A 22,377-nucleotide genomic window follows, 5' to 3' on the forward strand; every position below is an offset into this window, starting at 1 on the left:
CGTGTCCCTAGCTCGTCTCAAGCTTGCGAACGGTGACCTTGCTGCCTTCTGCCAGCGTGACCGCAGGATTGAGCACGACCTGATCGCCGGGCTGCACGCCGTCGCGCACTTCCACCGTGGTGCCGAAATCCCTGGAGATCGAGACCTGCTGTAAGTGGACCGTGCCGTTCCGCACGACCGCGACGTGGAGGCCATTCTGATCGAAGACGAGCGCGTCGGACGGGACCGTCATTGATGGCGTCCTGCGCGGTATCGATAATTCGACGGTGCAATAGATGCCGGGACTGAGCAGACCATCTGGATTGGGCACGTCGATCTCGGTCAGCAGCGTTCGGCTCCCCGGCTGCAGCGCGGTTGCGATGCGCGTGACCTTGCCCGCAAACGTCCGCCCCGGAATTTCGGGAACGCGGATGTCCGCATCGACGCCCGGGGCAACTCCGAAAGCCTCGTCCTGCGGTACGAAGACCTGAGTTCGGACCACATCGGAATGCATCATCGTGAACAAGAAGGTGGAGCCGGCTTGCACCAGGCTGCCATTGTCCACGTTCCGCTGCGTGACCACGCCATCGAACGGCGCCACCACACGCTGGTAGGACTTCTCTTGCTGGAGAACGCGAATCTGCGCCTCCTGCGCCGTGATGTTCGACTGGGCGACGCCCACAGCCCCCTGCTGCGCGCGCAGGGTGAGACGGTCGTTGTCGCCCTGCTGTGCCGTTAACCAGCCTTGCTTGACAAGATTGCTGTCGCGCGAGTTGGTGACGTCGGCCAGCTCCCGGCTGGCTTGCGCCTGCTGAAGCGCAGCCTGGTCCTGGGCGAGCGTCGCCTGCGCCTGCGCGATCTGCTGATCCAGCTCGGGAGCGGTGATTTCCGCGAGGAGATCGCCCTTCTTCACGCGATCGCCGATATCGACGTGGCGCTTCTCGATGTAGCCGCTGGTCCGCGCGAAGATGTTGGCCGCCTCGAATGCAGTCGTCGTCGCTGGCAGGCTGACCTTCATGATGTCGCCGCTGGGCTTGACCGTCGCCACCCGAATTTCCGGAATGTTGGTCCGAACCTGTTCGGCCACGGCGGCCACCTGACGCGCAACCTCGTAGTGCCGCCAGCCGCCGATGCCGAGACCGCCCGCAAGCAGCAGGAGCAGGCCTCCGCCCAGCAGCGCCCCACCATAAGGGCGTCCGGATCGTGCGCCCTTGCTCGGCAGCTCCACAACCCGGAGGTTTTCCGCCCCGGGGCGATCTCTCGCACCGTCGTCATCGGTTCTTGCGCGAACGTCGCTCATTCCGGTTGCTCCTCAAATACGCCGTGCCGAGGCTTGCCATCGTTGCTCTTGCGCAGCATGGCGAAGAGATACGGCACGATCAGCAGGGTGGTCGGGGTTGCGAACAGCAGCCCGCCGATGACCGCCCGCGCGAGCGCCGCGTTCTGCTCCTCGCCCGGACCGCCGATCGCCATCGGGATCATGCCTACGATCATCGCGGCCGCGGTCATCAAGACGGGCCGGATCCTCGTTCGGCCCGCGCTCAGCGCCGCCTGGAACGCGGAATGCCCCTTCAGCTGCTCGTCACGCGCGAAGGTCACAAGCAGGATGGAATTGGCCGAGGCAACGCCGATCGCCATGATGGCTCCCATCAACGAGGGCACGTTCAGCGTCGTCCCGGTGATGAACAGCATCGTCACGATGCCGCAAAACGTCGCCGGCAGCGCCAGGATGACGACGAAGGGATCGCCAAAATTCTGATAGTTCACGACCATCAGCAGGTAGACCAGGATAGCGGCGAACAGCAGTCCCATCCCGAGATCGCGGAACGACTGATGCATGCTCTGGATCTGTCCCAGAACCTGGATCGAATTGCCTGGCTGGAGCTGCTTCTGCAGGGCTGACGTCACCTTCTCGATATCGGCCGCTACGCTGCCGAGATCGCGGCCCTGGACACTCGCATAGACGTCGAACACCGGCTGGACATTGGCCTGGTTCGAATTGGTGGGAACGGTCCCCCGCTTGAACGTCGCGACATTGCTGAGCAAGCCCGGCACCGTCTGACCGCTTGCGGCAGCCGAGGCCGACACTGGCGTGTTGCCCAAGGCGTTCAGCGAATCAGCCCTGTATTCGGGTGTCTGCACCGCAAGGTAATAGGGGATGCCTGACGTCGGGTCCGTCCAGAAATTCGGCGAGACCTGCGCGGACGAGCTGAGGCTGACATTGATATTGGTCGCCACCGTGCTCGCATTGAGGCCGAGCTGTGCGGCGCGGGTGCGGTCGATGTCGGCGTAGAACGCGGGAGCATCGACCTCCTGCTGCAGATGCGCATCGACCACGCCGGGGATCGCCGCGAGGCTCTTCTGCAGCTCCTTGGCCACGGCCAGATTGTTGCTGCCGTAACCGACCGTGCGGACATCGATCTGCGCGGGAAGCCCGAAGTTCAGGATCTGCGTGACGATATCGGCCGCCTGGAAATAAAAGGTGTCCTCCGGGAACGCCGCTGGCAGCACCTGCCGCAACTTCCTGACGTAATCCGCCGTCGGCTTGTGCCCATCCTTCAGCGATACCAGAATGGTGCCGTCATTCACTCCGATCGTCGAGCCGTCGGTGAATGCGAGATTGTAGGCCCGCGCCGGAAGACCGATATTGTCGACGATCAACGCCCGGTCGCCTTCCGGAATGACCTCGCGGACCTTGTCCTCGACCGCCTGGAAGATCGCTTCCGTACGCTCGATCCGCGTACCCGCTGGCGCGCGAACATGGAGCTGGATCTGGCCGCCGTCGATGACGGGATAAAAATCCCTGCCGACATAGGCGAACATGGTGGCTCCGAGCGCCAGCACAAGCACGGCGACGACGGGCACGACGGCACGACGCCGCAACAACTTTTGCAGGAGATCGGAATAGCCCTCGCGCAGGTGCTCGAACCCGCGCTCGAACGCAGCGGAGGCGCGCGCAAAGATGCCTGACGGGCGCGCGCTCTCGCCATGACGCCGTTCGCCCTTCAGCAGCAGGCCGATGGTGATCGGCGTGAGCGTTCGCGACAGCCCGTAGGACGCCAACATCGCGAACACCACCGCCAGGCCGAGCGGCGTGAACAGGTATTTGGCCGGGCCCTCCAGGAACACGACCGAGGTGAACACGCAACTGATCGCGAGCGTCGAGACCAGCGTCGGGATGGCGATTTCAGCGGCTCCGTGCAGGGTCGCCTCGGGCAACGGCATGCCTTCCTCGGTCCAGAGCCGGTGCGTGTTCTCGATCGTCACCGTCGAATCGTCGACGAGGATACCGACCGCGAGGGCGAGCCCGCCGAGCGTCATCGTGTTGAGGGTCTCGCCGAGGAAATACAGCACGATCAGCGAAGACAGCATCGCCAGCGGGATCGAGATCAGGACGACCAGCGTCGACCGCCACGATCCCAGAAACACCAAGATCATCAGCGCGGTCAGGCCGGCGGCGATCGCACCTTCGCGCAGCACGCCATTGACCGAATGGGTCACGAATATCGACTGGTCGAACAGCTCGTTGATCTTCAGCCCCGCCGGAGCCGCCGCGCGGATAGACGTCAACGCCGCCTTGACGCCGTTGACGACAGCGAGCGTGGAGGCATTTCCGTTCTTGATGATGCTGAGCAGGACGGCGCGGTGGCCGTCCTCGCGCACGATGTTCTGCTGGACCTGGGCCCCGTCGCGAACCTGGGCGACGTCCTTCAGGAAGATCGTGGCCCCGTTCACGAACTTGACGGGGATCATGTTGAGATCCTGGATCGTGGCCGGCGTCGCATTGGTTCGAACGGTGTACTGGGTGTCGCCGATCTTGGTCGTGCCGGTCGGCAGCGTCAGGTTCTGGGTGTTCACCGCATTGACGATGTCGAGCGGCGTCAATCCGCGCGACAGGAGCTTGTTCGGATCGATGTCGACCATGATCTGGCGGTATTTGCCGCCGGCAGGCGTGGGCAGGGTCACGCCCGGAACGGGAGCCAGCTGCTGGCGGACGCGGTAAATGCCGAAATCGTAGAGCTGCTGCTCGTTCAGGCTGTTCGACTGGAGACTGAGCTGGAGCACCGGGACGCTCGAGGCATTGAACTGCACGATGATCGGCGGCTGGATCCCCGGCGGCATCAGGGCGCGGATGGCATTGGTCCCCGAGACGATCTGCGAGATCGCGAGATCGAGATTGACGTCCGGCTGGAAGTAGATTTTCTGAATCGAGAGGCCGTTGAGGGTCTGCGCTTCGATATTCTTGATGCCACTGACATTGGCGCTGATCGAATACTGGCTGTAGGTGCTGACGCGCTGCTCCATCTCCGGCGTGGACAGGCCGGTGTAGCTCCAGATCACGGTGACCACGGGGATCCGGATCTCCGGGAAAATATCCGTCGGCATCGACCGGATTGCGATCCCGCCGAGGAACAGGATCAGCGCAGCAAGCACATAGAATGTGTGCGGAAGCCGTAGCGCGAAGCGAACAATTCCCATGGGGGTCTGCCTGGAGGGAGTTACGCGGGATCGTCGGACAGATGAGAGCGGCCGGACCTGCGTTCAAATGAAAACGAATTCAGACGCTGCATGCGGTGCCCCGTGGCGCATCCTGCACGGCAAGCATCACGGCGCGCTTGACCTTGGCAAAGGCGCGCATCTCGATCTGCCTGACACGTTCGCTGGATATGGAGAGTTCGTGGGCCAGCCGATCGAGCGTGACGGGGCATTCCGTCAGCCGCCGCGCCTCGAAGACGCGACGTTCCCGCGCCGCGAGCCCGCTGAGCGCAACACGCAAGGCGCTGGCACGCCGCTCGGTCTGCTCGTGATCGACCAGCACCGTCTCGGCGTCGACCGCCCCGTCGACCAGCAAGGCTTCCAGCTCGGTTCCGCTGTCCTCGCCACCGATGCGCACGTTCAGCGACATGTCGCCATGCAGCCGCGCGTCCATCTCGATCACCTCACGCGCGGTGACCTCGAGCCTCCCGGCGATCAGTTCGGCAACGTCAGGCGTGAGCCCCGACATCGCGCTGCCGGTGGCTTTCCTGATCTCGCCGCGGAGCTTGAAAAACAGCTTCTTCTGCGCGGCCGTCGTGCCGATCTTGACGAGGGACCAGGACCGCAGGATGTATTCGTGAATGGCGGCCTTGATCCACCAGACCGCATAGGTGGAGAAGCGCGCGCCGCGGCCGGGTTCGAAGCGTGACGCTGCGATTACGAGGCCCAGATTAGCCTCGGCAATCAGATCGACCATCGGAAGGCCGTATCCCTTGTAGCCTCGCGCCAGCCTGGCCGCGAGCCGGAGATGGCTGGTGACGAGCGCGTCTGCTGCGCTTCGGTCCCTCGTCTGCTGCCAGCGGCGTGCAAGCTGCTGCTCCTGACCGGGCTCAAGGAAGTCGTAGCGCCCGATGGCCGCGGAATATGCGCTGAGGAACGGCGCCGACACCGGTGCGACCGGCGTCGCAGGGGGATTGATCCTCATCACTTCGTGGCTAGTCTGCATCTGTCGCTCCCGCACTCCAGGCCGGCTGATCAATCTCGAAAGCATCGTGGACCATGTGGCTCATCCCATCTGGTCTGCGTCTGCGCGCAGCAATGTCCGCGACCGGCGCGTGGCGGCCTTGCCCATCCGTCCGGTCCAGGCAAGGATCTCGATCCGTCCACCAGGGGCGGGACCGACGATCAGCCGAAAGTCGTGCAGCTTGACGATGGCGGCGACCAGGCTCAGTCCGAGGCCGACGCCCGGCGTATGGCGCATCTTGTCGGAGCGATAGAACCGCCGCAGCACCGCCTCGCGTTCCTGCTCGCTGATGCCGGGCCCGGTATCGCTGACGCGCACCAGCGCAGTGTCGTCGTCCGCTTCCAGGGCGAGCTCGACCCGACCGCCTGACGGCGTGAACTTGACGGCATTGTCGACGAGATTGGCGACCGCCTCGAACAGCAGGTCCCGGTCGCCCCACACAAGCACATCGCGCTCGATGACGACACCGAGCCCCACGCGCTTGTCTTCGGCGATGGGTTCGTAGACATCGCACACCTCCCGCAGAATCTCGTCGAGCGCGACCTCGCCAAAGCCGGCCATGCGGCGGTTGTTCTCGATCTCGGTCAGGCGCAGCAGGGCGGTGACGATCGCGAGCGACTGGTCGATGCCGGCAATGGCTTTGTCGATGGTCTCCTGCAGCTCCTCCAGAGTGGCCGCATGGGAGCGCCCGCGCTCCAGCGCCAGGCGGACGCGCGTGAGCGGCGTCCTGAGATCATGGGCGATGTCGTTGCCGACGCCGGCGAGCGCATTGATCATCGCCTCCATCTCGTCGAGCATGCCGTTGACGATCCCGGCCAGCCGCGCGAACGGATCGTCCGTCCCGTCCTGCGGAAGCCGCTCGCGCAGCTCGCCGGCCACGATGCGCTGGACCCGCTGGTTCACCTCCTCGACGCGCCTCTGGGCGCGCAGGCTGAGCCAGGCACCGGCCAGCAGGCAGAGGCTGAAGGCCGGCAGCAGGCCCAGGGCCAGCGCCTGCCCCACCACGCTCGAGATCTCGCGTGTCTCATCGACATTCCGTCCGACCACCAGGACATCGCCGCCGTCGAGGCGCTTGCCAACCACCCTGACGACAGGATTGTGCACCGTCGGCGACTTGATGAGATCGAGGCGCACGCCCTGCACCGCTCCATCGAGCCCGAGCTCGCGCGGCACGTGGTCGATGTTGCCGGCAAGGCGGGTGCCCGCGGCATCGAACAGTCCCGCGTATTGCACGCCCCTGGAATCCTGATCGAGATGATCCGCGATCGCGCTGATGCGATGGGCCGGCGACAGGTCTGAGATGAAGTGAATCTGGGTGGTAATCATGCGATCGGATCGCGCGACCAGATAGTTGTCGAGCTTCCAGTAGATGAATGCGAACAGGCCGACCACGAACAGCGCGAAGCCGGCCGCCATGGCCAGGGCCGAAAGGAACGTGCTGGAGCGGATCAGCTGGATCTGACGCATCGCCGGCCCCTATTGCCGCGAACGCAGGACGAAGCCGGAGCCTCGGACGTTGTGGATGAGCGGCACCTCTCCGGGGCCGTCGACCTTGTGACGGAGCCGGCCCATATGCACGTCGATCAGGTTCGTGGTTGCCGGAACGAACTTGTAGTTCCAGACCTCCTCCAGCAGCATCGCACGCGTCAGCACCTGGTCGTTCCGGCGCATCATGTATTCGAGCAGGCGGAATTCGCGCGGCAGCAACTCGAGCCGGCGTTCGCCGCGCCGCGCGGTCCGCTCGATCAGATCGAGCTCGAGCGGTCCGACATGCAGGATGGTTTCGCGGCTGTCGATCGGACGGCGCAGCAACGCCTCTATCCGCGCGACCAGCTCGATGATCGCGAACGGTTTTGTGAGGTAATCATCTCCGCCCATTCGCAATCCGCGCACCCGGTCGTCCACCGCGCCGAGCGCGCTCAGGACCAGAACGGGCGTCCTGACCTGGTCGTTGCGAAGTGCCTCGATGACGGTCAGCCCATCCATGCCCGGCAGCATGCGATCGACGATCATGGCATCGGGGCTCGACACGCGCGCGCGGTCGAGGCCATCGACGCCGTCGGCGGACCAATGCACCTCGAACCCGCGGTCGGCAAGCTCGGCGACAATCGCCTCGGCGGTCTCGGCATCGTCCTCGATCAGGAGAATCCGGTTCATGACCCTCGCTCCACGTTCCACGCGGCGTCTCGGCGCGCGGTAGGGGCGCGTGGGCTCGGCGACGCGTTGGGTCATGTGCGATGCCCGTGCTCGTCGAACGCGCGGCCCTGATGTCGCCTGTTGCCGGCCACTCGCTGAGGTAGGAGATAGGCTTGCGGCGCATGGGGCGCCATTGAATTGCAGTTCATGATGTCGGCTGCGCGCCTGAGGAGCAGCACCAGTGCAAGAGCGACGCGTGTTGCCAATGTCGTGATCATCTTGTGGGCTCCGCTCCGAACTGCGCTGCATCGAACATATGAGCTCGACGCGCTCGCAGTCGTCCGGGGGACAACGGATGTTATGGATTCGCACGATCGTGGTTGCGACGTCAGATCGGCTCACGGGCCGTTGAATTGCGGTGAGCAAATCGTGCATTTGAATCGGGCCCGATCGCGCACACCTCGACGACCAGCCGGCTTGGTCGGCCTGATGTCATCAAAGGAGAGAGCGAATGACCACGTCCAAACTGTTGTCGATGGGACTGATTGCGGCCGCCATGCTCGGCGGCCCCGCCATGGCGCGCGAGCATCACCGCCTCGTGCGGCAGCCCGCGATGGAGGCCGACACGGTCGCAACGAGCGCGCCGGTCTATCAGGGCGAACGTGGCTGCGTGCCGGCGCCGCGCGTCGGCGCCTTCGCCACCGCGCCGTGGACCGGCAACAACGTGCCTTGCGAGCCCGGCACCGGCAGCTTCTTCTGATCGCGCCAACGCATCCGGCCGGGTGACTTCGCCGGCCGGACGCGTATCGAATGACAGGGAGCGGACTGATCTCGTCAGCCCGCTCCTTTGCGTGCGTCGCGGCTACGCGCGGCGCAATCACCTTCGTGCGCGGCGAGCCCGATGTCTGACCCCAATGTCTGACGTCGAATTCAGTTGGATTGCCGCGCAGCGCTCCTACCTCTCCAGCGTCACACGCCCAGCCATCAAGCGGCCTCGCGCGCACCGCGCGACGCGGAAGCGGGCTTCAGGGATGACCGGGCTCAACACGAGAGGAGTTTTCCATGAAACGAGTGATCATGATTCTGGCAACAGCGGCGCTCGCCTCGACGCTCGCCATCGGCACGGCCGACGCGCACGGCGGCGGTGGTGGTGGCGGCGGCCACGGCGGATTTGGCGGTGGCGGATTCGGCGGCGGACATGCGGGCTTTGGCGGCGGCGCGCATTTCGGCGGCATGGGGCACGAGGGCGGCTTCGGCGGCGGCGCCCGGTTCGGCGGCGAGCACCTAGGCTTCGGCGATCATGCCGCAACCCGCGGCTTCGGCCAGCACGCGTTTCACCGCGATGGCCGCTTCCGCCCCGGATATGGATTCTACGGCGCCGGTCCGGATTGCTATGATTGGTACGAGCTGCATCCCGGCCAGCCGGTGCCGCTGAGCTGCAGCTAGCCAGTCACGCACTTGTAGCAGCGCTGGTAAGATGGGTAGAGCGAAGCGAAATCCATCATGTTTCATCCGCGCGGAAGCATGATGGGTTTCGCAAGTGCTCTACCCATCCTACGGCCTAACAGGCATAGCTTCGCATCCTCGCGGCGCATTTCGCCCGAGCTTTGCTTCGTCACTCCACCCTCTAAGCCAAGAGGGCGCAGGAAAGGCCGGGTGCTGACCTCGCACCCGCGGTCCGCTGCGCGAAAATGGTGCGCAAGGAAACCGCACAGCAGCATACAGGTGGTGCCAATCACTCGGCCTTCCCTGCGCGATGGTTGGACGGCTTATGCCGTGCTCTCCCGGGAGCCGAGTTCCTTTTGGCCTCCCTCGCCTTCGCGAAATTCACCGGCACCGCGCCGGTTGACGCGGATGCCGCATTCGCCAGGGCTTGACCGTAGCAACGACGGCCAGGACCACACGGTTTTGCCGTACGCACGGCCCGCCATTTCGCCGCAGTTTTTCCAGCCCTGTCGACGGAGCCGGAAACTTACAGACGAGACGAAGCCTAGCAGCGCCGCTCGTCGGAACGAAGCCTTGGGCTCACGGAGAGCAATCCGCCCTGCCCTTGGCCACTCGCACCCGAACGCTGCCGCGTCCACCGCAAGCCCGGCTCGCGAACGTGACGACCACAAGATCGCCCCTCAAGGATGAGCCGGGATGAGCGACACATACGCCAAAACCGAATTTCGGTAAAGTGGAATATTTTTGTGGGGAGGGGTTGACGGAGTGGCGGGTGTTTTGCCCGACGGGTAGTCCTCCCATAGGTCAAAGCCGCACATGCGAAGCTCGGGGAAATCGTAGCGGGAGACCGCTACGGTGCCAAACCCACTACTGTGGAGGCGCTGTTCGCTTACCGGAGGGCAGCTTAACCCCCGACCTCGTGCCTTGATAGCCCGCCAGAAGCCGCCGTTCTTACGCGGTCCACGCACGCCCGCGCATCGATGCAAAAATTCACGATTCCGACCGTATCATTCGGTGCACCTCTCCCCCGCGGAGAGAGGTGATCCGAGTCCTCGCCTTGTACCGATTCAAGCGCGTTCATCCGGTCTAGCTCGGAACAGGGGCTTCCGATTCCAGCAGGGACGCGGCCTTGAGATCGCTCCAGAGCGCGGCTGGCACCGTGGTGGTCAGCGCTGCCACGTTGCGCTCGACCTCCTGCGCATTATGCGCCCCGAGGACCACGCTCGCGACCGCGGGATGACCGAGCGCAAAATGTAGAGCGGCCGTCGGCAGCGCTACGTCATGAGTTGCGCAGATACGCTGGATTTCGGCAACCTTCGAAAGGATATGCGGCGGTGCGTCCTGATAATTGTACTTGGCGCCCTTGGTGGCGCCCGTCGCCAGAATTCCCGAATTGAACACGCCGCCGAGCAGCACCGCGATGCCCTGCTTCAGCGCCAGCGGCATGAACTCTTCGAGTGCTGGCTGCTCCAGCAGCGAATAGCGCCCCGCGAGCAGCATCACCTCGAAGGATCCGGCCTGCGCGAAGCGCACGCACATCTCGGCCTCGTTGACGCCGATCCCGATGCCCGCGACCACACCTTCGGAACGAAGTTTGTCCAGCGCTACATAGGCCCCGGACATCGCTTCGCGAAACCGGTCCTCGATCGCGTCCTTGCCGTGGGTCCACACATCGACATCGTGGATTAGCAGCAGGTCGATCCGGTCGGTGCCAAGCCGCAACAGCGACTGCTCGACCGAGCGCATGGTGCCGTCATAGGAATAGTCGACGACGGCCCGGTGCGGCTGTCCGCCAACAAATCCGGACCGAGTCTCCGGCTGGTGAAACGGATCCATCCAGCGACCCGTCTTGGTGCAAAGCACCACATCCTTGCGGGGCACGCGCCGGAGCGCCGTTCCGCAGCGATGCTCCGACAGGCCGTTGCCATAGTGCGGTGATGTATCGAGCAGATTGATGCCGAGCTCGAAGGCGCGGCTCGCGGCGGCGATCGCAGTGTGGTCGTCGAGCTCGAGAAAGAGATCGCCGAGCGGTGCGGTTCCGAACCCGAGGATGGAGACTTCGAGACCGGTCCGGCCAAGTGTGCGGCGCGGCAAAGCTGATTGCGAAATCATGGTGGATTGCTCTTCCTTCTTCGCGCCTTGATCGCGCGCTCGTCTCATTGCAGCGACGCGCAGCGTATGTATTTGCCGTCGGGTGTCAACGCGAGGATTGCGGGTCTCGTACAAGACTATTCCGCTCATACATTCGGGTTGCTAAGAAAAGCGGAACCGGCACGCGGGCACTTCACGACCTGCGGCAACGAAGGAGGAACGATGCTCCCCTATGTCACGCACGATCCACGCTTTGCCCGCCTGGTCTTTGGTCACGCCAATCTCGAAAAACTCACCAGCGGCTGCCGCTGGGCCGAAGGACCCGCTTACTTTCCGGCCGGCCGCTATTTGATCTGGTCCGACATTCCGAGCAACCGGATGATGCGCTTCGACGAGACGGATTCATCGGTGTCGGTGTTCCGCTCGCCGAGCTTCAACTCGAACGGCAACACGACCGATCGCGAGGGGCGGCTGGTCACTTGCGAGCACTTCATGCGCCGCATCACCCGGACCGAGCACGACGGCTCCATCACGGTGCTTGCCGAGCAGTTCGAAGGGCGTCGGCTGAACTCGCCCAACGATGTCGTGGTGAAATCGGACGGCTCGATCTGGTTTTCGGATCCGACCTACGGCATCGACAGCGATTACGAGGGCCGGCAGGCCAAATCCGAGATTGGCGCCTCCAACGTGTACCGGATCGGTCCAGCGGGCGGCGAGATCAGCCTGGTCGTCTCTGACCGCGTGCAGCCGAACGGGCTGGCGTTCTCGCCAGACGAGAAGCTGCTTTATGTCGCCGATACCGGCGCGACCCACGTCGACGGGCTGCCCGCGACGATCTGGTCCTACAAGGTGCAGGGAAACGAGGTCGCTGAGCCCTCACTGTTTTCCACCTGCCCCGACGGGCTCTATGACGGATTTCGCTGCGACATCCATGGCAACATCTGGACGTCGGCGGGACGGAGCGTGTTCTGCTACGGGACCGACGGGACGCATATCGGCACGATCCCGATCGGTGAGATCGTGGCGAATGTCTGTTTCGGCGGTCCACGGCGCAACCGCCTGTACATTTGCGGACAGACCTCGTTGTATTCGATCTTCCTCAATACGCGCGCGGCCGTGTAAGCTTAGGCCGGCCATCTAGCTCGTGACGCGTTCGCCCCGCCCGTAGACGAGCAGCATGAAGATGATAACGAGACCATAGATCACCTGGCGGCCCGCCTCCGGCATCTCCATGATCGACAATACGCTGTTCAGGAGCACGATCAGGACGACGCCGATCAGCGTGCCGAGATAGCGGCCGCGGCCGCCGAGGATGTTGGTGCCTCCAATCACGACGGCGGCGATCGAGGGCAGCAGATAGGCGTCTCCCATGCCTTGGTAGGCCTTGGTGGAATAGCCGGCGAGCAGCACGCCCGCGAGCGCGGCAGCAAGGCCGCAGAGCACGAAGCAGACCACCGTGACGCGGCGCGTGTTGACGCCGGCCAGATAGGCCGCCGCCTCCTTGTTGCCGATGGCGTAGATGTAGCGGCCGAGCGACATGCGCTGCAGGATGACGACCACCAGCACGGACACCGCGGCCCAGACGAACAGCGCGTTGGGAATGCCGAGCGTACGATCGCCCGCCAGCATCCGCATCAGGTCGGTCGCCCCGGTCTGCGGTGCGTAGCCGCCAGTATGCGCGACCATCAGGCCGCGCATCACGGCGTTCACGCCCAACGTAAAGATCATCGAGGGGACCCGCAGATACGCGACCCCGACGCCGTTGACGAGCCCGACCAGAACGCCGACCCCGAGCCCGACCGGAATTGCGAGAGGACCGCCGACCGAGGTCGCCATCATGGCCGCGGCGGCGAGCGTCCAGGGCACCGACAGATCGATCTGCGCGATCAGGATCACGATCATCATGCCGGCCGAGACGATCCCGAGGAACGCACCGATCTGCAATTGCTGCAGAAGATAGGCCGGAGACAACAGGGGAGCGCTGCCGAAACGGGCGAATGTGTAAACCGTACCCGCGACGAGAATGACGACGATGAACGCCGCCGCAATCAGGATCGGGCGGTCGTCGCGCGAGAGACTGAATGAGGCCGCCGTCATCGAAACAGCTCCAGCGTGTTCTTGACGCGTAGCATGCCCAACGCGCCGATGCTGACGGCGGCGAGCAGGATCACGCCCTCGAACAGCGGCTGCAGAAGAGGGGCAATGTCGAAGATGCGGAAGAAGAAGGAAATCACGCGCAAGACCATGGCGCCGAAGATCGACCCGATCGCACTGCCGGTTCCGCCAAGCAGCGACGTGCCGCCGATCACCACGGAGGCTATCGAGTTGAGCGTATAGGCGCCGGCCTGCGGAATGTCCGCATTCCCAGACGAAGTTTGGATAGCAAGGAAGAGACCGCCGCAGCCGGCGAAGAAGCCCGCGAGCGTGAAGGCGGCGATCTTGGCGCGCTCGATCGGAAGGCCGGACATATAAGCCGCGCCCTCGGCCGAGCCGATCGCATAGACGGCGCGGCCGAGAACGGAGCGGCGGAACGGCACCCACACCAGCAGCGGAATGAGAACGAGAAGCACAAAGGGCACAGGGATCCAGGCGAACGGCGCAAACCAGGCAGCCGCGCCATCGTCGAAGATGTGCACGGTCGAGGCGAAATCGCCGAGCGAGTTAGTCAGCGCCCAGTTCAGATCAACATCGATCTTGCCGCCCGGGGTCGGACGCAGGAAAAGCGCGATGCCGATGTAGACCGCGCCGGTCGCAAGCGTCGCGATGATCGGCTGGATGCGCCCATAGACGACGACGCAACCATTGATAAAGCCGGCAGCCGCGCCGATCGCAAGGCACACGGCGATCCCGAGCAGAATGCCGCTCACGCCGCCCGGAAAGGTGCCGAGGCCGAGATGCACGCCGAACATGTCGAGATGCAGCGGCGCACCACCTGCCGCGCCGGTCAGGAGGTAGCTCGCAAAGCAGCCCACCATGGTCATGACCGCTCCGACGGAGAGATCAAGGCCCGACATCAAGACCGGCACTGTCTGCGCCATCGCCAGCATGGCGAGCGCAAAGATTTCGTCGCCATTCTGCACCAGCACGGCGGAGGAGAAACCGCGGGGATGCGCGGCGTTGTAGAAAATGTAGAGGGCACAGAACAACAGGATGGCGGTGACCAGACCGATGTTCTGGCGGATCCTGATCGCGATATCGTCAAGCATGCGCCGCCCCCGCTGCGGTATCGGTGTCGACATTCAGGGAGCTTGCGACAATGTTGGTCTCGGTGAGGTCGTCGCCCTCGAGCTCGCGCACGATGCGGCCGTCATACATGATGACGACGCGGTCGCAGCAGCCGATCAGCTCGTCATAGTCGGTCGAGTAGAACAGGATTGCGGCGCCCTGGTCGGCGAGTTCGCGCATCAGCCGGTAGAGCTCCTGCTTGGTGCCTACGTCGATTCCGCGCGTGGGATCGTTGAGCAGGATGATGCGCGGATCGGTCATCAGCCATTTTGCGAGCACGACCTTCTGCTGGTTTCCGCCCGACAGCGTCGAGACCGCATCACTCGCTGCGTCCAACTTGATCTGTAGCCTCGCGATGGCTCGCTGGATCGCGGTGCGTTCCCGGCCGGTATCGATGAATGGGCCAGTGGAAAGCGCGTCGAGCGATGCGATCGCAAGATTGTCCGCGATCGACATCGGCAGCATCAGCCCTTCGGTCTTGCGGTCCTCAGGGACGAGCGCGATGCCGACCGATTTTGCCGCCGCCGGGGAGCCGGGACGTACTTCGCGATCTGCCACCGTGAGGCGACCAGTGACGCCGCGTAAAACACCGAACAGAGCAAGCAACAGGGATTTCTGGCCCTGCCCGTCGAGACCGCCGAGCCCGACGATCTCGCCGGCGCCGATGCTCAGTGAAATGCGATCGAGCTGCCTCTCCCAGCACAGGTTCTCGAGCGCCAGCACCGGCTTCGCGGCATTTCGCGCAGGCTTGGGCGGATACTGGGCCGCGATGTCACGCCCGATCATGAGCTGGATGATATCGGCGGTCGAACGCCTCCCCTTGTCGAAGGTCTCGATATGGCGGCCGTTGCGAAACACCGAGGCGCGGTCGGCGAGCGCCTCGACCTCGTGCATGCGGTGCGAGATGTACAGGATTGCGACGCCCGCGGCCTTGAGCCGAGCCAGCATCGCATAAACCTTCTCCACATCGGCGCTCGTCAGTGCCGATGTCGCCTCGTCGAGGATAAGCAACTGCGGCCGCTTGCCGAGCGCCTTCGCGATCTCGACCACCTGGCGCCTCGATAGGGGCAGATCGCGCACGCGCCTCAGGGGGTTGACGTCCTCACAGCCGATCTCGGACAACAGTTCTTCGGCGCGGCGGCGCTGGGCCTTCGCATCGATCAGGCCGAACCGCCGCGGCGGGGATGCAATGGAGATGTTGTCCGCGACCGAGAGGTCGGGCATCAGCGATAGCTCCTGAAAGATGCAGACGACACCGGCTGCATTCGCCGCCGACGGCGTGGCGAAGCTGACCTCGCTCCCCGCGAGGCGCATGCGGCCGCTGTCGGGCTGCACCACACCGGCAATGATCTTGATCAGGGTCGACTTGCCGGCGCCGTTCTCGCCCAGCACGGCGTGGATCTTGCCGCGCTCGCAGGCGAAATCGACCCCTTCCAGCGCCCGAACGCCGGCATAGCGCTTGGAGATGCCGGCAAGCTCCAGGAAGGCGGATTGCGTCGGGTCGGCAACCGGCATGCCCGGGCCTTCACGCGACGGCGGCCCGGCGAATGCCGGGCCGTGACAGAGACATCGCTGGAGCCGTCACTGGGTGTTCTTCTCGCTCTGCGACATGATCTCCGGCGCAGTGAAGTTCACGCCGCACGGCGTGAACTGATTCGGCGCGAAGAAGTTGGCATTGAGCTCAGGCCAGTAATTCGTGCCGGGCTTGAGATCCTTGTAGGTCGCCACTGGAATCGGGATCGAGATCAGCTGCGGCATAATGTTGCCCTGCAGCGCCGAGATCGCCGCCTTGGTCGCGATCGCCACCAGCGCCGGCGATTGGCCGTAGGACATTCCCTTCAGTCCGTCCTTGGCGTGATCGGCGATCTGCTTGCGGTACTCGTTCTCGCCCTCACCCGACATCGGCACAAAGGGATGCTTGGCAGCCATCAGCGCCTGCACGGTGCCGTCGGATCCGCCCTGGGTGAATACTCCATCGAAATGGCCATGCACTGCTAGCGCATCCGCAGTCACCTTTTGCGAGGTGCCGGTGTCCCAATTACCCACCACCTCGGTGATTTTGAAGCTGTTGCCGGGCGATTCTATTACCTCGCGGAAACCGAGATGACGGTCGCGGTCGACGGAATTTCCCGGCAGGCCGCGGACTTCAAGGATGTCGCCGGATTTCTTGCCGCTCTCGTCGATCAGCCATTTGGCCGACATCCGGCCCATTTCCTTCTGGTCCTCGTTGACCATCATCACCTTGTCGGTGTCGAGGACGTTGTCGAACGGCACCACCACGACGTTGTTCTTGTCGGCAAGACGGATGATGCGATCAAAACCGTCGGGAGCGACCGCAATGGTAACGATTGCGTCGAAGCCTTGGTTGATGAAGTCCTCCATCGCGCCAAGTTGCGCCGCCACATCGGTCCCGGTGGAAACGACCTTGAACTCCTTGATGTTCTCTTTGATACCCGGCTGATCGGCGAAAGCCTTGGCAGTCTTCACCATCTGGATGCGCCAGGTGTTGCCGACAAAACCGTTGACCAGCGCGATCCTGTAGGGGCCCGCCTTCTTGGGCCACTGAAAGAATTTGGTCTCGGACGACCATGGCTTGAAGCAGGCGGGGTCGGCGCCCGGGCCGGAGACGACCTTAGGACCTGCCAGAGCACTCACCGATGACAACAGCAAGCCGGCGCAAGCCAGCCCCGTCAGACGAAGCGTCCACACCATGTCGTGTCTCCCTGAGCGTTTGTGTTCCACCCTAACGCGGCGCGTAGCCATGCCGGGAATTGACCTTCCCGTGCGCGTGTTGCGTTAGGATGGCACGCAACTTGCGATGCTGACAAGCCGAGGGCGGACGCTCCGGCGCGAGACACGATCTGCACGCACGGCCAACCGACGACAATTGCGGGAAGCAGAAAACGTAACAATGACAGTCGGATGTTCGTGGGCGGCAAGGGATTGTGCAACGGCGAAGCTGGCCGTGGCCGGCCTTTCATGGTGGCATCCACGCGCGTGACGAAAAAAATGACACTCAGGGAAAAGTGTGAATCGCGACGCGAAGCCGAACGAAGCCCGCTTGCTGAAGCTGGGTTGAAGCCAGAAGCCCGGACTACTTGCTTTCGTCCGGCAGGGTCGCGTAGCGCTCCTTCGCTGAGATGATCGCTGTAGGAACGCCGATCGCTCGCAGCTCCTCACTCAGCAGCTCGAAGACGCGATCAGGTATCGCACTGCGACGTGGCTGGCGAACATCTCGCTTGCTTGACACGTTCTGGAGTGCCGGTCTCTAATCTCCCTCAAGGTCCTGCGGTTGGACAGGCAACTCTTTCTGCCCCCAAGCAAGAACAGGCTCGACTGCCCCCACCCATCGACTGTCAGATCGAGGGTGCGGAATCCAAGATAGTTTCCTGGGAGGGAACAATGGACAGACGTCAGACGCTCAAGCTGATCGGTGGTACGGCCGCGTTTGCCGGTGCCGGTTTTCCGGGCCTTGCCTTTGCGCAAGCCCAAAAGGAAATGGTCACGGTCGTGAAGATCGCGGGAATTCCGTGGTTCAACGCACTTGAAAAGGGAATCCAGAAGGGTGCGAAGGACTTCAGCATTAATGCCACTATGGTTGGCCCGGCGAACGTCGATCCGGCACAGCAAGTAAAGCTCCTTGAGGATCTGATTGCCAAGAAAGTCAACGTGATCGGCTTGGTCCCGCTTGATGTAAAAGTCTGCGAGCCCGTGCTGAAGCGCGCCCAGGCCGCCGGAATCAAGGTCATCACGCATGAGGGTCCGGAACAGGAAGGTCGTGACTGGAATGTGGAATTGATCGACTCCGTTCGCTTCGGCGAGGTGCAGATGGAACGTCTCGCCAAGGACATGGGCGGCGAAGGTGATTATGTGGTCTATGTCGGGACTCTTACGACGCCGCTTCACAACAAATGGGCCGATGCCGCGATTGCCTACCAGCAGAAGAATTTTCCGAAAATGAAGCTCGTCGCCGACCGCTTCCCCGGCGCCGACGAGATCGACACCAGCCAACGCACGACGCTCGACGTGATCAAGGCCTATCCGAACCTGCGTGGTATTCTCGGCTTCGGTTCGAATGGACCTATCGGGGCCGGAAATGCTGTGCGTCAGCAACGCCTTGGCAAGAAGATCGCCGTGGTCGGCACCGTGCTGCCGAGCCAGGCGAAGTCGCTTATCGCGGACGATACGATCCGCGAAGGTTTTCTGTGGAATCCCACCGATGCGGGTTACGCGATGGTCGCGGTGGCCAAACTCGTGCTCGATGGCAAACCGATCACGGATGGCGTCGATGTACCCGGCCTTGGCAAGGCAGCCGTCGACGTTGCAGGAAAGCAGATCAAGGTGGACAAGATCATGCGCATCAACAAGGAAACCATCGACGGGTTGATCGCCGGAGGGCTCTAGGCCGACACCCGTTTAGTCGCCTCATCGCGCTGCATTCCCGGCCCTTCCGGTCGGGAATGCAGTACCACTCGAGTGATCGCACGATCGAACGTCCATTGCAGGCGAACCTTTGGCGACTTTCCTGGAGATGTCCGACATATCGAAGCGCTTCGGCGGCGTGCACGCGCTCCGCGGCGTCGATTTCACTCTGGAAGTCGGCGAGGTGCATTGCCTGGTCGGTGAAAACGGCTCCGGAAAATCCACACTGATCAAGATCATTTCGGGCGTCGAGGCAGCGGAGCCTGGCGGCCGTATCGCAATTTCCGGCAAGGAATATCCCAAACTAAACCCGGTCTACTCCACGCATTGCGGCATTCAGGTCATCTACCAGGATCTTTCGCTATTCCCCAACCTCACCGTCGCCGAGAATATCGCGATGGCGCACCATCTTGGCGGCCTCCATTCGGTGAACTGGGCCTCAATGCGCGCCACCGCGAGGACCACAATGGCAAGGATCGGCGTCGAGTTCGACCCGGACGCGAAAGTCTCAGAGCTCAGCATTGCCGGACGCCAGCTGATCGCGATCTGCCGCGCCTTGGCTGCGGATGCCAAACTCCTGATTATGGATGAGCCGACGGCATCGTTGACCCGCCACGAGGTGAACGCCCTGATCGCGCTCGTAAGGGAGCTGAAGCGTGCTGGCATCTGCGTCGTTTTCGTCAGTCACCGTCTCGACGAGGTGCTTGAAATCGCCGAACGCGTAACGGTACTGCGGGATGGCGCCAAAGTCGGTACTTTTGCTGCAGACACAATCGACGGTGGGAAACTCAGCCATCTGATGACCGGTAAGTCCTTCGAGTATCAGGTACAGGCGCCTGAGCTTGCCGCTGGCCCGGTCGTGCTGGAAGTGAAGGGCCTTGGCCGCCAGGGTGAGTATGAGGATGTAAGCTTGCAGTTGCGCGCAGGGGAAGTGGTGGGTCTCACCGGTCTGCTCGGCTCGGGTCGAACCGAACTCGCGCTATCGCTGTTCGGCATGAAGCCGCCCGACCGCGGCACCATCGCGCTTGACGGGCAGCCGATCGCGCTCCGGACAAATGCAGAGGCGATCGATCGAGGGATCGCCTATGTATCCGAGGATAGGCTTACGCTTGGTCTCATCCTGAATCAGTCCGTCACGGCGAACGTCACGCTCACGGTGCTGGAACGTCTGGCTGGCGCATTCGGCCTGATTGCCGCAGGCGCGCGACAGAGCCATGTGGCTCGGTGGGTTGCCGAACTCGGGATTAAGGTCTCCAACCCGGCCAACGCGGTGAAGACCCTCTCCGGGGGCAATCAGCAGCGGGTCGTGCTCGCCAAATGGATGGCGACCAGCCCGCGGGTGCTTATCCTCGATAGTCCTACGGTGGGCGTCGACATCAGCGCCAAGGACGGAATCTATGAAATCATCCGGCGGCTGGCCCGCGACGGCGTTGCGGTGCTGATGATATCAGACGAAATCCCGGAGGTCCTTTATCATAGTCATCGCGTGCTGGTGATGCGGGAAGGACGTTTGACAACCGATGTGGCTGCCGCAGCCACTTCCGAAGATGCGCTTCGGCAGGCCGTCAATGCCTGAATCGCGCATTGCATCATTTGGGAGGTTTCGTCGCAGCCATGAGTTCTGGCTGCTGATGGTAATCCTCGGGCTCTGCGCCAGCTTGGGCTTCGCGAATGCCCAATTCCTGACCGTGCAGAATCTGTTTGATCTGCTGACCTCCTACGCCTTCGTCGGCATCCTGGCGCTCGGACTATTGGTCGTGCTGATCGCCGGGGGTATCGACATCTCGTTCACCGCCACCGCGTCCGTGGCGCAATATGTCACACTCTCGCTTGCCAATGCTTACGGCGCGAACTGGATCAGCGTCTTTGCGATCGCGATTGGGATTGGCGGTGCGCTGGGTGCCCTCAACGCGATCTTCATCCAGAAACTTCGAATACCATCGATCATCGTTTCGGTCGCAACTCTGAACATTTTCTATGGACTTCTGATCTTCTTCACCGGCGGCAAATACATCTATTCGTTGCCCGACTGGTTTGCGACCGGAATATTCTGGTTCGAATTCGAATGGGGCAAGGATAGCTCGTACGGCATCAACCTGCAGATCCTTGCGCTCGCGCTGGCGTTTCTCGTCACCTGGCTCCTGCTTAATCGAACTAATATCGGCCGGCAAATCTATGCCATGGGAGGCAATGCCGACGCTGCACAGCGGCTCGGCTTCCACATTTTCGGTCTCAACATACTGGTCTATTGCTACATGGGTGTCATGGCCGGAATCGCCTCCCTGATCCAGGCACAACTCGCGCAATCCGTTGCCCCGACAGTGCTGGTAGGCAAGGAACTCGATGTGGTCGCCGCCGTCGTGCTGGGCGGCGCCAGCTTGATGGGCGGCGTCGGCACAGTCCTCGGCACGTTTTTGGGCCTGACACTGCTCGCGGTGCTCCAAAACGGAATCATTTTGTTGGGCGTTTCGTCCTACTGGTCGCCGTTCTTCGTCGGTTTGGTTATTCTCATTTCGGTCTCAGCGACCGCCTGGTCCCAGCGAGAGCGGCGAACCCGGAGCGCGCGCCGATGAGCAATGCGCCCGCCCTCTCGCTTCGCCGGCGTATGGTCGGCCTCGCCGGCAGCGGCACGGTCACCACCCTCACCCTGCTGTTGTTCGCGCTCTGGGTGGCGTTCGCGATCACGATCGGCGACCGGTTCTTCTCGGTCAACACGCTGCAATCCATGGCTTTCCAGATGCCCGAACTCGGCATCCTCTCACTTGCGATGATGCTGGCCTTGCTATCCGGCGGACTCAACCTTTCGATCATCGCGACCGCCAATCTGTCCGGACTGACCATCGCCTTCCTGCTGACGCACTACATCCCGGGGAGTCAGGGCCTTGCCTGGGTCGGCATTCAGGTGCTGGCGATCGCTGCAGGATTCGCAGTGGCCGCATTGGTCGGCCTCCTCAACGGTTTTGTCATCGCCTATCTCGGCGTTTCGCCGATCCTGGCCACGCTCGGCACGATGACGCTCTGCAAGGGCATCGCGATCGGCCTGTCGCGCGGTAACGTCATCTCCGGATTTCCGGAGCCCATTGTATTTATCGGCAATGGAACGGTTTTCGGGGTACCCTTTGCTTTGATCGTACTTGTGTTCTGCGCCTTGCCCGTCGCGCTCATGCTGAACGCGACGCCGTTCGGGGCAAAGGTTTACGTGATCGGCTCGAATGAGAAGGCGACCCGCTACTCCGGCGTCGATACCCGCGCCGTCCTCCTCAAACTCTATGTGTTTTCCAGCTTGCTCGCGGGCGTGGCAGCGGTGGTCATGTTGGCACGTTTCAATTCGGCCAACGCAGCATACGGCGAGAGCTATCTGTTGGTCACCATTCTCGCGGCCGTCCTCGGCGGCATCGATCCGTTTGGTGGCTTCGGCAAAGTCGGCGGGCTATTGCTTGCGCTGATCATCCTTCAGGTGATCTCATCGGCATTCAACCTTCTGAACCTCAGCCAATTCCTCACGCTGGCGATCTGGGGTGGAATCTTGATTGCCGTCGCGGCGGTTCCTCATTTCGCCGGCAAAGCGCCGCGGTAGC

17 protein-coding genes are annotated in these 22,377 nt (G+C 63.0%); 7 read left to right on the top strand and 10 right to left on the bottom strand.

The features are described from left to right. Positions 1–7 precede the first annotated feature (7 nt). The 5 genes from AC0L3K_RS17380 to AC0L3K_RS17400 all read right to left on the bottom strand — a co-directional run bounded on the left by AC0L3K_RS17380 (position 8) and on the right by AC0L3K_RS17400 (position 7,636). Entirely contained in the window at positions 8–1,279 is a 1,272-nt protein-coding gene (locus AC0L3K_RS17380; RefSeq protein ID WP_473366485.1) for an efflux RND transporter periplasmic adaptor subunit, read from the bottom strand. Next, positions 1,276–4,458 carry an efflux RND transporter permease subunit gene (locus AC0L3K_RS17385; protein ID WP_007596100.1) on the bottom strand — a complete coding sequence of 1,061 codons (3,183 nt, stop codon included), beginning with the start codon at positions 4,456–4,458 and terminating at the stop codon, positions 1,276–1,278. The genes AC0L3K_RS17380 and AC0L3K_RS17385 overlap by 4 nt, the downstream gene beginning before the upstream one ends. A gap of 79 nt (positions 4,459–4,537) precedes the next feature. Continuing rightward, entirely contained in the window at positions 4,538–5,461 is a 924-nt protein-coding gene (gene rpoH, locus AC0L3K_RS17390; protein WP_473366486.1) for an RNA polymerase sigma factor RpoH, read from the bottom strand. A gap of 60 nt (positions 5,462–5,521) precedes the next feature. Continuing rightward, positions 5,522–6,946 carry a sensor histidine kinase gene (locus AC0L3K_RS17395; protein WP_007596103.1) on the bottom strand — a complete coding sequence of 475 codons (1,425 nt, stop codon included), beginning with the start codon at positions 6,944–6,946 and terminating at the stop codon, positions 5,522–5,524. Between the two features lie 9 nt (positions 6,947–6,955). Beyond that, positions 6,956–7,636: a response regulator transcription factor gene (locus AC0L3K_RS17400; RefSeq protein ID WP_035993491.1), complete on the bottom strand. Its 681-nt coding sequence runs from the start codon at positions 7,634–7,636 to the stop codon at positions 6,956–6,958. A gap of 490 nt (positions 7,637–8,126) precedes the next feature. Between AC0L3K_RS17400 and AC0L3K_RS17405 the strand changes: the two genes are divergently transcribed. Further along, positions 8,127–8,375 carry a hypothetical protein gene (locus tag AC0L3K_RS17405; protein WP_007596106.1) on the top strand — a complete coding sequence of 83 codons (249 nt, stop codon included), beginning with the start codon at positions 8,127–8,129 and terminating at the stop codon, positions 8,373–8,375. Positions 8,376–8,677: 302 nt separating this feature from the next. Further along, positions 8,678–9,061, top strand: coding sequence for a hypothetical protein (locus AC0L3K_RS17410; RefSeq protein ID WP_007596113.1), 384 nt, complete (start codon positions 8,678–8,680; stop codon positions 9,059–9,061). A gap of 1,086 nt (positions 9,062–10,147) precedes the next feature. Here AC0L3K_RS17410 and AC0L3K_RS17415 read toward each other — a convergent pair. Beyond that, positions 10,148–11,173 (bottom strand): aldo/keto reductase, encoded by a 1,026-nt coding sequence (locus AC0L3K_RS17415; protein ID WP_473366487.1) that lies wholly within the window; start codon positions 11,171–11,173, stop codon positions 10,148–10,150. A gap of 201 nt (positions 11,174–11,374) precedes the next feature. Here AC0L3K_RS17415 and AC0L3K_RS17420 point away from each other — a divergent pair, with 201 nt between their 5' ends. Continuing rightward, positions 11,375–12,274: an SMP-30/gluconolactonase/LRE family protein gene (locus tag AC0L3K_RS17420; protein WP_473366488.1), complete on the top strand. Its 900-nt coding sequence runs from the start codon at positions 11,375–11,377 to the stop codon at positions 12,272–12,274. Between the two features lie 15 nt (positions 12,275–12,289). On the opposite strand, the gene AC0L3K_RS17425 is transcribed toward AC0L3K_RS17420, so the two are convergent. From AC0L3K_RS17425 to AC0L3K_RS17440, 4 genes are all read right to left on the bottom strand, one after another. Then, a complete protein-coding gene (locus tag AC0L3K_RS17425) occupies positions 12,290–13,249 on the bottom strand; it encodes an ABC transporter permease (protein WP_007596117.1) in 960 nt (319 codons plus the stop codon). After that, entirely contained in the window at positions 13,246–14,358 is a 1,113-nt protein-coding gene (locus AC0L3K_RS17430; protein WP_007596118.1) for an ABC transporter permease, read from the bottom strand. Before AC0L3K_RS17430 ends, AC0L3K_RS17425 begins: the two co-directional genes overlap by 4 nt. Then, the gene (locus AC0L3K_RS17435; RefSeq protein WP_219681621.1) at positions 14,351–15,892 is read right to left on the bottom strand and encodes a sugar ABC transporter ATP-binding protein; all 1,542 of its coding nucleotides are present in this window, start codon (positions 15,890–15,892) and stop codon (positions 14,351–14,353) included. Before AC0L3K_RS17435 ends, AC0L3K_RS17430 begins: the two co-directional genes overlap by 8 nt. A 66-nt stretch (positions 15,893–15,958) precedes the next feature. After that, positions 15,959–17,089, bottom strand: a complete 1,131-nt coding sequence (locus AC0L3K_RS17440; RefSeq protein ID WP_473366489.1) for a sugar ABC transporter substrate-binding protein — start codon at positions 17,087–17,089, stop codon at positions 15,959–15,961. 690 nt (positions 17,090–17,779) lie between these two features. Between AC0L3K_RS17440 and AC0L3K_RS17445 the strand changes: the two genes are divergently transcribed. The 4 genes from AC0L3K_RS17445 to AC0L3K_RS17460 all read left to right on the top strand — a co-directional run bounded on the left by AC0L3K_RS17445 (position 17,780) and on the right by AC0L3K_RS17460 (position 22,376). Continuing rightward, positions 17,780–18,781, top strand: a complete 1,002-nt coding sequence (locus AC0L3K_RS17445) for an autoinducer 2 ABC transporter substrate-binding protein (RefSeq protein ID WP_219681623.1) — start codon at positions 17,780–17,782, stop codon at positions 18,779–18,781. A 109-nt stretch (positions 18,782–18,890) separates the two neighbouring features. Further along, positions 18,891–20,375 carry a sugar ABC transporter ATP-binding protein gene (locus tag AC0L3K_RS17450; protein ID WP_473366490.1) on the top strand — a complete coding sequence of 495 codons (1,485 nt, stop codon included), beginning with the start codon at positions 18,891–18,893 and terminating at the stop codon, positions 20,373–20,375. Next, positions 20,368–21,372 carry an ABC transporter permease gene (locus AC0L3K_RS17455; RefSeq protein ID WP_007596125.1) on the top strand — a complete coding sequence of 335 codons (1,005 nt, stop codon included), beginning with the start codon at positions 20,368–20,370 and terminating at the stop codon, positions 21,370–21,372. The genes AC0L3K_RS17450 and AC0L3K_RS17455 overlap by 8 nt, the downstream gene beginning before the upstream one ends. Continuing rightward, the gene (locus tag AC0L3K_RS17460; protein ID WP_473366491.1) at positions 21,369–22,376 is read left to right on the top strand and encodes an ABC transporter permease; all 1,008 of its coding nucleotides are present in this window, start codon (positions 21,369–21,371) and stop codon (positions 22,374–22,376) included. The genes AC0L3K_RS17455 and AC0L3K_RS17460 overlap by 4 nt, the downstream gene beginning before the upstream one ends. Position 22,377 lies beyond the last annotated feature (1 nt).

Source organism: Bradyrhizobium sp. MI1.10 (genome assembly GCF_055811035.1).